The organism is Methylosinus sp. R-45379, from assembly GCF_001644125.1.
Lineage (GTDB): Bacteria > Pseudomonadota > Alphaproteobacteria > Rhizobiales > Beijerinckiaceae > Methylosinus.
Genome location: NZ_LUUM01000314.1, coordinates 1 through 11,504 on the forward strand (window position 1 = coordinate 1; position 11,504 = coordinate 11,504).

9 protein-coding genes are annotated in these 11,504 nt (G+C 66.5%); 4 read left to right on the forward strand and 5 right to left on the reverse strand.

All coding sequences use genetic code 11. From position 1 onward, the window contains the following. Positions 1–62 precede the first annotated feature (62 nt). The 5 genes from A1351_RS23250 to A1351_RS23270 form a co-directional block, all read right to left on the reverse strand. The gene (locus A1351_RS23250; protein ID WP_064034056.1) at positions 63–992 is read right to left on the reverse strand and encodes an SDR family oxidoreductase; all 930 of its coding nucleotides are present in this window, start codon (positions 990–992) and stop codon (positions 63–65) included. Then, the gene (locus tag A1351_RS23255; protein WP_064034057.1) at positions 989–1,729 is read right to left on the reverse strand and encodes an N-acetylmuramoyl-L-alanine amidase; all 741 of its coding nucleotides are present in this window, start codon (positions 1,727–1,729) and stop codon (positions 989–991) included. The genes A1351_RS23250 and A1351_RS23255 overlap by 4 nt, the downstream gene beginning before the upstream one ends. Before the next feature lie 54 nt (positions 1,730–1,783). Continuing rightward, positions 1,784–4,312 carry a cation-translocating P-type ATPase gene (locus A1351_RS23260; protein WP_064034058.1) on the reverse strand — a complete coding sequence of 843 codons (2,529 nt, stop codon included), beginning with the start codon at positions 4,310–4,312 and terminating at the stop codon, positions 1,784–1,786. Between the two features lie 123 nt (positions 4,313–4,435). Beyond that, positions 4,436–5,818, reverse strand: a complete 1,383-nt coding sequence (locus tag A1351_RS23265) for a M20/M25/M40 family metallo-hydrolase (protein WP_064034063.1) — start codon at positions 5,816–5,818, stop codon at positions 4,436–4,438. 265 nt (positions 5,819–6,083) lie between these two features. Then, the gene (locus tag A1351_RS23270; protein ID WP_083967479.1) at positions 6,084–6,728 is read right to left on the reverse strand and encodes a DUF2268 domain-containing putative Zn-dependent protease; all 645 of its coding nucleotides are present in this window, start codon (positions 6,726–6,728) and stop codon (positions 6,084–6,086) included. A 398-nt stretch (positions 6,729–7,126) separates the two neighbouring features. Between A1351_RS23270 and A1351_RS23275 the strand changes: the two genes are divergently transcribed. The 4 genes from A1351_RS23275 (at position 7,127) to A1351_RS23290 (ending at position 11,358) form a co-directional block, all read left to right on the forward strand. Beyond that, entirely contained in the window at positions 7,127–7,723 is a 597-nt protein-coding gene (locus A1351_RS23275) for a LemA family protein (protein WP_024878790.1), read from the forward strand. 79 nt (positions 7,724–7,802) lie between these two features. Then, on the forward strand, positions 7,803–8,588 hold the full coding sequence (locus A1351_RS23280; RefSeq protein WP_198162470.1) for a YgcG family protein: 786 nt from the start codon (positions 7,803–7,805) through the stop codon (positions 8,586–8,588). Continuing rightward, complete coding sequence (locus A1351_RS23285; RefSeq protein WP_064034061.1) at positions 8,588–9,193, forward strand: TPM domain-containing protein; 606 nt, start codon at positions 8,588–8,590, stop codon at positions 9,191–9,193. The genes A1351_RS23280 and A1351_RS23285 overlap by 1 nt, the downstream gene beginning before the upstream one ends. A gap of 599 nt (positions 9,194–9,792) precedes the next feature. After that, a complete protein-coding gene (locus tag A1351_RS23290; RefSeq protein WP_245291714.1) occupies positions 9,793–11,358 on the forward strand; it encodes a murein L,D-transpeptidase in 1,566 nt (521 codons plus the stop codon). The last annotated feature ends 146 nt before the right edge of the window (positions 11,359–11,504 follow it).

The following is an 11,504-nucleotide window of genomic DNA, read 5'->3' on the forward strand; positions in this document are numbered from 1 at the left end:
GAGGGGGGAGGTCGAGCGCCGCAGGCGCTCGGGAGGGGGTGACGCGCCGAGTCTCGCGAGCTTCACCCCACCCCGTCCGGCTTCGCCGGCCGACCCTCCCCCTGAAGGGGAGGGTGGAACGCCTCGGCCGGCGGCAGCAGCCCCATGCGCTCGGCGAGAATGCGATCCACCAGCCGCGCCGGCAGCAGGCGCGGCAGCAGCCAATCCAATAGATAGTTCGGCACGACGCGAATGCGCGCCGGGGGCCGCTTCTCGGTCAGCGCGCGCAGCACGGCGGCGGCGACGCGCTCCGGCGGCGGCCCGAGCCGGCCCTTCTCCACCGCCCATTTTTGGAGCCTGCGGGCCGAGGGGCCGTAGACGGTGGAATCATAGCGGCCGAAATCGGCGCTCTCGGCCTTGTCCCATATGGGCGTGGCGATCACGCCCGGCTCTATCACCACCACATCGACGCCGAAAATCATCAGCTCGCGCCGCAGCGCGTCGGACAAGCCTTCGAGCGCATGCTTGGAGGCGGCATAGGCTCCGAGAAAGGGCGAGGCGAGGCTGCCGGCCACCGAGCTCATATTGACGATGCGGCCCGGCGGCCTGTTGCGCTTTTCCGGGCTCGCGCCGAGCAGAGGCGCGAAAGCCTGGGTGACGGCGATCTGGCCGATCACATTGACCTCGAGCTGAAGGCGGACCTCCTCTATCGGCTGATAGAGCAGCGGCGCCGGAAACGCCGCGCCGGCATTGTTGACGAGCCCGGCGAGGCTCGCGCCGTCGAGTCGCCGCTCGGTCTCCCGCGCCGCCTCGGCCACGGCGGCGGCGTCGGTCACGTCGAAGACGAGCGGGGTGAAGCTCGCCGCGCCGAAGCGCGCTTGCAGCCGCTCGCTGTCGGCCGGGTTGCGCACGCTGCCGAAGACATGGAAGCCCTGCGCCGTCAGCGCCTCCACCAGCGTGTAGCCTATGCCGGTGGAGACGCCGGTGACGACGACGAATTTTTTCTCGCTCATGCGCCAGCTCCCGCCAGCGCGCGCAAGGTCGCTATGGTGGAGGAATCGGCGCGGCCGTCGACGAGGGCGGGGCGGAAATGCCGCTGAAAGGCGGCGACCACGCCGGCGCAGGCTTGGTCGTAATCGCCGGTGACGTCGATCTTATAGCCGTAATCGGCCAGCGCCTGCTGCAATCGCCTCACCGCGTCGCCGCGCGCGCCGGTCTCCAGCGCGGAGCCGCCGGCGATGGCGGCGGGCTCCACATAATGGCCGACCCCCAGCTCGGCCAGCGTCTTCCAGGGGAAGAACTCGCCGGGGTCGATCTTGCGGCCGATGGCGATGTCCGAATGGGCGAGCACGCGCCGCGGCGCTATGCCCTGCCGCGCGCAAATATCGCGGCACAGCGCCGCCACCGCCTCGATCTGGCGGTCCGGGAAGGGGCGCGGATCGTCATGGCCGGGATGGACGATCTCTATGCCGATGGAGGCGGAGTTCAGATCGGTCTCGCCGGCCCAAAAGCTGCGGCCGGCGTGCCAGGCGCGGCGCGCCTCCGGCACGAGCTGCAGAATGGTCCCGTCCTCATCGACGAAATAATGTGAGGAGACCTGCGCTTCGACGCTGGTGAGCAGCGCCAGGGCCGAAGCCGCCGTCGGCATGCCCGTGTAATGCAGGATCAGCGCGGAGATGGGCGTCAGCCGCTCATTGTGATTGGGCGAGGGACGGAAATCGGCGGCGTGCGGCGTGTCGGGTGAGGGCATTGCGATTCCGGTGAGCTGCCGCTTCTCTGAGAGAAGCTGCGTCGGCCGCGAGGATCATCGTCCTCGGCGTCTGCGAACGACCTTGTATACTCCCGACCAGCCGCCGGCGACCAGCGCCGTCGCGACGACATAGGCGAGCGCCTTCGGTTCCGGCGTCGCGAAGCGGAACAGTTCCGCTACCGCTGGAAGATAGACGATCAGCGCGAGCGCGAGCGTCGTGATCGTCGCTATGATCCAGAAGGCGACGCGCCGCTTGTCGAAAAGAGCGCTTCCCGGTCCGGCGGCGGAGGCGAAGGCCATGGACAGATTGCCGATGACGAGGCCGACGAAGACCAGCGCGCGCGTCTCCCCTTCGCTCTCGCCGGCCCGCATCGAGACGAAATAGACGCAGAGCAGCGCCGCGAGCAGAACCGCGCCGTCGAGAAAGCCGGCGCCGATCTGGCGCAGGCCGAACAAAGGCTCGGCGGGAGAGCGCGGCGGCTCCTCCATCATATGGCGTTCGGCTGGCTCGCCCTCGAAGACGAGCGCGCAAATCGGATCGATGATGAGCTCCAGCGCCACCACATGTACGGGATAGAACACAGGCGGCAGCAGGAACAAAATGGGCGTGAGCGCGAGGCCGGCGATGGGCACATGGATGGCGGTCACGAAGATCAGCGCCTTGCGCAGATTGGCGAAGATGCGCCGCCCGCTGCGCACGCCCGCGACGATGGAGGCAAAACGATCATCGAGCAGCACGATCGAAGCCGCCTCGCGCGCGACATCGGTTCCGCGCTGGCCCATGGCGACGCCGACATGCGCGGCGCGCAGAGCCGGGCCATCGTTCACCCCGTCGCCGGTCATGGCGACGATATGGCCGTTGCGTTTGAATGCCTCCACCAGAGCGAGCTTCTGCTCCGGGCGGATGCGCGCGAAGACGCGCGTGGTCTCGACGGCTTCATCCAGCGCGGCGTCGTTCAAGGCGGCGATCTCGGCGCCGCTGATCGCGCCGGCCTGCGCCTCTATTCCGGCCTGACGCGCTATGGCGAGCGCCGTCGCCGGATAATCGCCGGTGATCATCACCACATGAATTCCGGCGCGCGCCGCCAGCGCGACGGCTTCGGGGACATCCTCGCGCAGCGGGTCGAGAAAGCCGACGAGCCCGTCGAGCGCGAAAACGCCCGAGCCGGGGGCGTCCTCGCGCGGCAATGGCCCTTGATGCGTGGCGACGGCGAGAACGCGCAGCCCATGCGCCGCCATTGTCGCGACCTCGGCGGTCAGAAGGCGCAGCGCGTCGGCGTCCAGGCGGCAGAGGCCGGCGATCGCCTCCGGTGCGCCTTTGGCGAAGGAGGCGAGGCCTTCGTCGGCTGCGCGCCATGTCTGCACGAAGGCGAGCGTCTCCGGCCGCAGCGGAAAGCTGCGCGTGATCGCCGCGCTCGCGGGCGGATCGCTGGCGAGGCGATGCAAAGCGCGATCCATCGGATCGGAGGGATCGGCGGCGCTGGCGCGCAAAGCGGCGTCCAGCAATGGCGCGATCTCGTCGGGCATTGTGGCTTCGCCCGGCCGCCAGATGTCCGCGCCGCGCAGGAAAAACGCCGCCTCCATGCGGTTTTGCGTCAGCGTGCCGGTCTTGTCGACGCAGAGCACGTCCGTCGCGCCCAGCGTCTCGATGACGGCCGAGCGGCGCGCCAGCACATTGCGCCGCGCCAGACGATAGGAGCCGAGCGCCAGAAACACCGCCAGCACCATGGGGAATTCTTCCGGCGTCAGCGATATGGCGAGTGTGATTCCCGTCAGCCCCGCTTGAATCCAGTCGCCGAAGGCGAGGCCATAGGCGAGCGCCACGAGAAGGCAGAAGCCTATGCCCAGCGCGCCGAAGATCGCGACGACGCGGCCGGTGCTCTTTTGCAGCGGCGTCTCCTCCGGCTCGATCGATTCGAGCGAGCGGCCGATGCGGCCGAGCCGCGTCGCGCGTCCGGTGCGCGTCGCCAGCATCGCGCCTTGTCCGAGCGTCACCAGCGTGCCGGCGAAGAGAAAGGGCGCCTCCTCGCCGGGCTCGGGATCGAGCAGCGGGTCCACCAGCGTCGCGGGAGCTTTCCAGACCGGCGCCGATTCGCCGGTCAGCGCCGATTCGTCCACTGAGAGGACGTCGCCGCGCAGCAGCGCGCCATCGGCCGGCGCGCGCTCGCCCTCGCCGACGAGCACAATGTCGCCGGGAACGATCTCGCGCGCCGGAATGCGCCGCTCGCCCTCGGCTCGCAGCACGCGGGCGCTGGGCGCCGCGAGGCTGCGCAGAGCGGCGAGCGCATTCTCGTTGCGCGTCTCCTGCGCCACCACGAGGCCGATGGAGAGAAAGGCGCCCGCGGTGAGCAGCAGGCCCTCATGAATGTCGCCGAGCGCGAGATAGAGCAGCGCCGCGACGATGAGCAGCGCGAACATGGGCTCGCGCAGAGCGGCGAAGGCGATCAGCAGCCATGAGCGTTGCGCGGGCTGCTCCAGCTCATTGGGGCCGAAATGCGCGAGGCGGCCCGCCGCCTCACGCTCGGAGAGCGGGGCGAAATCGCTCGCCGGCAGGGGCTCTGGTCGTGATGCGCGGAGCCCCATTCGATCCCCCTCCCTTTCATCGGGGCGTCATCGCGAGGAGCGCAGCGACGAAGCGATCCAGGGGCCGCCCTACGGCTGAAGGATCGCTTCGCGTCGCTCGCGATGACGGCCCGTCGCCGGATGTCACGCCGCCAGAGCGGCGAGGACGCGGACCCAGGAGCGGGAGCCCTTCTTGAAAGAACTATAGGCGTATTTTTCGTTTGGAGAATGAATGCGGTCGTCCTCGAGCGCAAAGCCGATCATCAGCGTGTCCATGCCGAGATCGCGCTTGAAGGCGCCGACGATCGGGATGGAGCCGCCGCAGCCGACCAGCGCCGCCTCCTTGTCCCATTCCTCCTGCAAGGCCCGCCGCGCCCGCGTGAGCGCCTCCGAGCCGAAGGGCAATTGCAGCGCGCGCGAGGCGCCATGGGGAACAAATTCCGCGCGCACGTCCACAGGCAGGCGCTCGCGCACGAAAGCGCGGAACGCGCCTAGCACCTTCTCCGGGTCTTGCGTCCCGACGAGGCGGAAGGAGATTTTGGCGCTCGCCTGCGCCGGCAGCACGGTCTTGGCGCCGGGGCCGGTGTAGCCGCCGATGATTCCATTCACGTCGCAGGTCGGGCGCGACCACACTTGCTCGATGACGCTGCGGCCGCGCTCGCCGGCCGGGCGCGCGACGCCGACGCTCTTTAAAAACGCCGTCTCGTCGAACTCCAGCCCGCGCCATTGCGCGGCGATCTCCTCGGGCAGCTCGGCGACGCCGTCGTAAAAGCCCGGCAGCGTGACGCGGCCTTCGGCGTCATGGAGATCGCCGATGATCTTGGCGAGCACATGGATCGGATTGATGACCGGCCCGCCGAATATGCCCGAATGCAGATCGCGATCGGAGGCTTTGAGGATCACCTCCTCCTGCGCCAGGCCGCGCAGCATTGTGGTGATGGCGGGCGTTTTGGCGTTCCACATGCCGGTATCGCAGACGAGCGCCAGCGCCGGCTCGGACAGCTCCTCGCGATTGGCGGCGAAGAAATCCGGCAGGGAGGGGGAGCCGGTCTCCTCCTCGCCCTCGAAGAGGAAAGTAATATGGCAGGGGAGGCCGCCATTGCGCTGAAAGGCGCGGCAGGCCTCGAGGAAGGTCATCAGCTGGCCCTTGTCGTCCGAGGCGCCGCGGGCGACGATCTCCTCGCCCTTGTCCCCTTGCACGAGCCGCGGATCGAAAGGATCGCTGATCCAGAGCTCGAGCGGGTCCGGCGGCTGCACGTCATAATGGCCATAGAACAGCACATGCGGCGCGTCCGGCCGCTTGGCCTTGGCGTGGCCGACGACGATCGGATGCCCGGGCGTGTCGCGCACGCTCGCCTCATAGCCCAGCTCGCGCAGCTGGCCGGCGAGCCAATCGGCGGCGCGGCGGCATTCGCCGGCGAAGGCGGGATCGGTCGAGACGGATTTGATGCGCAGAAAATCGAAGAGGCGATCCGTGGCCGCGGGCAGATCGGCGTCCAAGGATTGGAGAACGGTTTCCGTCGACATGAAAGGGGCTCCGCTGCGGGTCGCGCGCATTTTCGGGGCGGCGCGAGTCGCGATGAAAACTGCAAGCTGGTCTCGAAGCTAGTGCGAATGGAGCGTCATGAAAAGAGCGGCGGCTGCTCGGCTGGATTCATCGCTTCCGTAGGCGACGGCTTGGATCGAAATGCCCCGCGATGCGCCACAGCATTAGGAGCGGATTTCATCGGGAAGAGCTGGTCGCTGCGTCGGACCGACATGCGAGCCGGACTGTGGCGACTCCCGATTCCTGTCAAATTTTCGTCAGGCTGTCGAAAAACGCTCGCGCCTCCGCTTTGGCCAAATTTGAAGCCTTGCGGTCCACCCGCTCCTCCATGAACCGGGAGACGAGTTGAAAGCCCAGTGAATATCCAAGCCACCGAGGCAATTCGCCAACACCGAAAAACCAACCACTGTGGCTATAATCTTTGCGGTCCCAATCTCGCGCCGCAAAGGGAACATGACGGCGGATTTCTCGGATATCGAGTTGTTCCCATGGTTCAGGCGCGCCAGCCCAGACTTCTCGAGCGAAATGGCCCGCCAGACCCTCTGATACCAATGCTTCCCCCAATGATGACCCGTAACCTGGTCCCTCCCAGCGAGCCGCATGATGAAGCTCATGGGCGAACATTCGCTCAAATGATCCTTCTGAGTTTGCAGAAAGGGCGGGATTATCAGGATCAACAGTGATGAAGATCACTCCCGGCCCCGGCGAATACCCGAGAATTCCTTTCTCGGGAATGACCTGCTTTCCCGTCTGCACAATAACATCGATGGGGCCAATCGGCATAAGGGCGACAGCCCTATCGTGGCTCTCTTTTAGAGAAGCCGTAAGCCAATTGCGAAGGTTTGTAAGTGCGCCGCGGGCATCAAGGAAATGGAGATTCAGTGATGACATGCTTCCGTCCTCAGCCGAGGGGATTATTCGGCCGCAATATCGGCTTCGACTATGCTCCGGAAGCGCACAACGGCGAGCGCCCGGTTTGAGGGCCGGGTGGTCTCCGTCAGCCCAAGATCTACACAGATGCGCTCGAGCGAAAAAGGACCACAGAGCGACGAAGGTCACGATAGACTATGTGAATTTTCATGCAAGGCTTCATAGCGAAGGCCCTGAATTCCCGTGGCTCCGTTCGAGCGCCAGAGAAGGTCCCATAAGGGTCATCAAGCCGAAACCCAAACCGACCCACTACTCGTCCCCTTCCGGCGTCGCCCGCACTTCCCAAGCCCTCATGTGCAGCCTAAGTAATGGGCGCGCTCCGTTCGGTGGGGCGGATGACGTCATGAGGAGACTTTCGGATGAATTTTTCGCTCCGCCGGCCGTCTCTGCTAGCCGCTCTCTTCCTCGCTCTCTCGCTATCGGGTTGCGGCTACAACACGATTCCGACGCAGGAGGAGGAAGCCAAGGCCAAATGGGCCGAGGTGGAGGCGCAATATCAGCGCCGCGCCGATCTCATCCCCAATCTCGTCGCCACCGTGCAGGGCTACGCCAAGCATGAGAAGGACGTGCTCATCGCGGTGACAGAGGCGCGCGCCCACGCCTCGCAGGCCAAGGTCGATGTCTCGCAGCTCACCGATCCAGAAAAATTGAAGCAGTTCCAGGAGGCGCAGGCGCAGCTCTCCGGCGCGCTGGGGCGTCTGCTCGCCGTCAGCGAGGCCTATCCGGATTTGAAATCCAACACCAACTTCCTGGCCTTGCAATCGCAGCTCGAGGGCACTGAGAACCGCATCAATGTGGCGCGGCGCGATTACATTCAGGCGGCGCGGGAGTTCAACACCTCGCTGCGCACCTTCCCGACGCTGCTCTGGGCCAAGACCGTCTTCGCCGGAACCAAGCCGCTCGCCGAATTCACCGCCAACGCCGGCGCGGAGCAGGCGCCCACGGTGAAGTTCTAGAATTGTTTTTCACGGGAGATCGCCGCTGATGCCGTCGCTTCCTTCGTGGCCTTCGCGTCGCCGCGGCTTTTTCGCCACGATGCGAGGGACACGAAGTCTCGCTCTGCTCGTCTTTCTCCTGCTGCCCGCGCTCGCCTTCGCGGCGCTCAATTTTCCCGCGCTCACCGGCCGCGTCGTCGACGACGCCCATATTATTCCGCCGGCCGCGCGGCAGGCGGTCGAGACGAAATCGAAAGAGCTGGAGGAGAAGTCGGGCATTCAGCTCGTCGTCGCCACAGTGCCGTCGCTGCAGGACACGGATATAGAAACTTTCGCCAATGGCCTGTTCCGCTTCTGGAAGCTCGGCGAGGCGAAGGTGAACAATGGCGTCTTGTTCCTCATCGCGCCCAATGAGCGCAAGATGCGCATAGAGGTCGGCTATGGGCTCGAGGGGACGCTTACCGACGCGCTCTCCAAGGTCATTATCGCGACGGCGGTGACGCCCAAGTTCAAGACCGGCGATTTCGGCGCCGGAATCGAGCGCGGCGTCGATGGAATCGTCGAAGTGCTGAGCGGCGATTCCGCCGAATGGGAGAAGCGCGTGAAAGTGCGCGCCGAGCATTCCGAGCCGGGCTTCGACGAGATCGTGCCCTTCATCATCTTCCTGCTCTTCATGTTCGTCTTCTTCTCCATGCTGGCCAATGCGCGCGGCGGCGGGCGGCGCATTTATCGCGGCGGGCGCGGGCCGATCATCTATTTCCCGCCGTCGAACGACAGCTGGTCCGGCGGCTCCTCCTGGGGCGGCGGCTCCTCTTGGGGCGATGGCGGCGGATTTTCAGGCGGCGGCGGCTCGTCGGGCGGCGGCGGCGCCTCGGGGGATTGGTGATGCCGATTTCAGATGCGGATAAAGAGCGCATAGCGGAGGCGATCGCCGCCGCCGAGCGGCGCACGGCGGGGGAGATCGTCTGCGTCTTGGCGCGCCGCTCCTCCGATTACGCCTATGTGCCGCCGCTGCTGGCGGCGCTCATCGCGCTCATCGCGCCCTGGCCGCTCGTTTTTTTTACCGAGCTCGGCGTGCGGCTCATTCTGGCCATTCAGATTCTCGTCTTCATCGGCGCGGCGCTGCTGTTCTCGCTGCCGCCCTTGCGGCTCGCGCTGACGCCGCGCTTCGTCAAGCGCGAGCGCGCCCATCGCGCGGCGATCGAGCAATTTTTCACGCGCGGCGTTTCGGCGACCAGGGACCGCACCGGCGTGCTGATCTTCGTCTCGCTCGGCGAGCGCTATGCGCGCATCGTCGCGGATGAGGGGATAGCGGCGAAAATTCCTCAGGAGGATTGGCGCGCGGCGCTCGATCTTCTGCTCGCGCGCGTGCGCGAGGGGCGCATCGCCGATGGTTTCGTCGATGCGATCGGCGAATGCGCGCGGCTTTTGTCGAAACATGTGCCGCCCGGCGGCCATGAGGAGCTGCCGGACAGGATCTACGTGATTTGAAAAATCCCGGAGACGCCGGGGGGCGCTCCGGGAAGTCGCGCGAGGAGAAGGCTCTCAGCCGATCAGCCGGGTGAGCTGGTGAAGGACGACGATGAAGAAGGCGAGCGCGCCGACGATGCCGGCGACGGCTTTGAAGAGCTCCGCATTGCTGTGCATGACGATTCTCCCTCAGTGCAATTTTTTTTTGTGACGACGACGTAGCGCATCGTCGTGGAGAAAATTGCGCCGCGCTTTCATCGCCGACAATTGCGCGCGCCTGCGGCAGAATGGCGCGAAGCGCTCGAGCAAATTGAATTTGCGGCGGAAAGCGCGGCGGCTACAAAAGGTCGCGCCCAGCTAATTGCGAGACGGGCGCGCGATAGCCGCAACTCGACTCCGTCGCCGCCGCGTCGTTAATGGAACGGCAATCTTTGTGGCGGCGGGGCGCGGAAGCTTATTCCAAGCATTAACCCGTTTACGTTAATATACGTAAAGCGCGAGTCGAGAGCGGCGCGCGTGAGCATTGGTGAGCGGATCGTGCGCGTGAAAGCGTGGCGCCGCCCGGTGGCGTGAGGCAGAAGAGCATGGTGTTCCGCGGCAGTTTCGCGCGTGCGTCCGTTTTGGCGTTCGCAGTCGGGCTCGGTTCGTCCTCCGGCGCCGCCGCCGAGCCGCGCGCGCCTTTCCGCGCGCCGCTCACCGTCGCGCCGCCGCCGCTGGTGCGGCAGCTCGAGGTCTCCTGGCTGCGCATGGAAGAGCCGCCGGCCGACATCTTCGCGCCGCCGACGACATCGGCGCTGCTTCCTATCGTCAACTCCACTGCGCTCGCCGTGCTTCCCGTCGTTGGCGGCTTCGATGTCGCCGAGGCGCTGCTCAGCGAGGAGCAGCGGGCTTTCGCGGTCGCGCTCGACTCATGGGCCGGCGCCGCACGCGGACTAGAGCAGCGCGCGCGTCGCAAGGCGGTCGCCGCCTTTTATGCGCAGCGCGCCTATAAGCCGCTGTGGCGCGAGGGCGGCGCCTGGCGCGCCTCGGCGCCCGCCGCGATAGAGCGGCTGAGCCGCGCGCGCGACGATGGTCTCGATCTGCGCGGCCTGGCCTATCCTTCGGAGACGAAGCTCGGCGGAGATGCGGATGAGCTCGCATTGTCGGAGGCCGTCGTCGCCTATGCGGCTCAGGCCTCCGGCGGGCGCATCGATCCGCGGCGTCTGTCGCGTCTCATCGGCGCGCATCCCGCTCTGCCGGACGCCGGCGCCGTGATCGCGACGATCGCCGCCGCAGGATCGCGCGCGGGCGATTTGCTGCAAGACTATAATCCGCCGCATGAAGGCTATCGCGCGCTGCGGGGAAAGCTCGTGGAACTGCGCAGCGCCGGCCTGCCGGAGCTCGACAGGCGTTTCGCCGAGGCCGCGCATTCGGTCGCGCATGACGCCGCCCCGGGCCGCGAGGCGCCGAGCGCGCCGCCGCGCCGCTCCAATGCGCAGGTGGAGGCGGAGATCATCGCCAATATGGAGCGCTGGCGCTGGCTGCCGCGCGAGCTCGGCGAGAGCCGCATAGAGGTGAACATCCCCGATTTCGAGCTGGCTCTCGTCCGCGACGGACATGTCACGCATCGCGCCCGCGTCATCGTGGGCAAGGAGGGCACGCCGACGCCGCTGTTCTCCGACAAGATGCAATTCATCATCGTCAATCCCTATTGGAACGTGCCGCCGTCGATTCTGACGAAAGAGATGCTGCCCAAATTCGGCGGCGACCTCGGCGCCATCGCCGCGCGCGGCTATGAGGTGATCACGCGCAAGGGGCAGACTTTCGTGCGGCAGAAACCGGGCGAATCCAACGCGCTCGGGCGCATCAAATTCATGTTCCCGAACGACTTCTCCGTCTATCTGCACGACACGCCCAATCATGCGCTGTTCGCTTCGGCGCATCGCGCTCTGAGCCATGGCTGCGTGCGCGTCGATCAGCCCTTCCGCCTCGCCGAGGCGGTGCTTGGGCCAAATAGCGGCTGGCCGGAGGAGCGCGTGCGCAAGCTCGTCGGCTCCAGCGAGCGCTACATAAATCTCGCGCGGCCGCTGCCGATCCACATCGAATATTTCACCGCTTTCGTGGACGAGTCGGGACGCCTGCAATTGCGCGGCGATCTCTACGGCTATTCCGCCAAAGTGCGTCAGGCGCTGGGGCTCGAGGGGTAATCTCTCGGAGGGAAGCGGCTCGCGCCCCCTCCCTCACCCTCCCCCGCTTACGCGGGAGAGGGGAGCGGCGAGCGTTACGCGAAATAGCGATGAAGCGCGGAGCCTGCTCCCTCTCCCGCGTAGCGGGGGAGGGCTGGGGGAGGGGG

What these genes read in the sequence shown, in the direction of transcription:
- A1351_RS23260 (WP_064034058.1), bottom strand. Translation starts at nt 4,312, where the DNA reads ATGGGGCTCCGCGCATCACGACCAGAGCCCCTGCCGGCGAGCGATTTC.
- A1351_RS23280 (WP_198162470.1), top strand. Translation starts at nt 7,803, where the DNA reads ATGCGAGGGACACGAAGTCTCGCTCTGCTCGTCTTTCTCCTGCTGCCC.
- A1351_RS23275 (WP_024878790.1), top strand. Translation starts at nt 7,127, where the DNA reads ATGAATTTTTCGCTCCGCCGGCCGTCTCTGCTAGCCGCTCTCTTCCTC.
- A1351_RS23270 (WP_083967479.1), bottom strand. Translation starts at nt 6,728, where the DNA reads ATGTCATCACTGAATCTCCATTTCCTTGATGCCCGCGGCGCACTTACA.
- A1351_RS23285 (WP_064034061.1), top strand. Translation starts at nt 8,588, where the DNA reads ATGCCGATTTCAGATGCGGATAAAGAGCGCATAGCGGAGGCGATCGCC.
- A1351_RS23255 (WP_064034057.1), bottom strand. Translation starts at nt 1,729, where the DNA reads ATGCCCTCACCCGACACGCCGCACGCCGCCGATTTCCGTCCCTCGCCC.
- A1351_RS23265 (WP_064034063.1), bottom strand. Translation starts at nt 5,818, where the DNA reads ATGTCGACGGAAACCGTTCTCCAATCCTTGGACGCCGATCTGCCCGCG.
- A1351_RS23250 (WP_064034056.1), bottom strand. Translation starts at nt 992, where the DNA reads ATGAGCGAGAAAAAATTCGTCGTCGTCACCGGCGTCTCCACCGGCATA.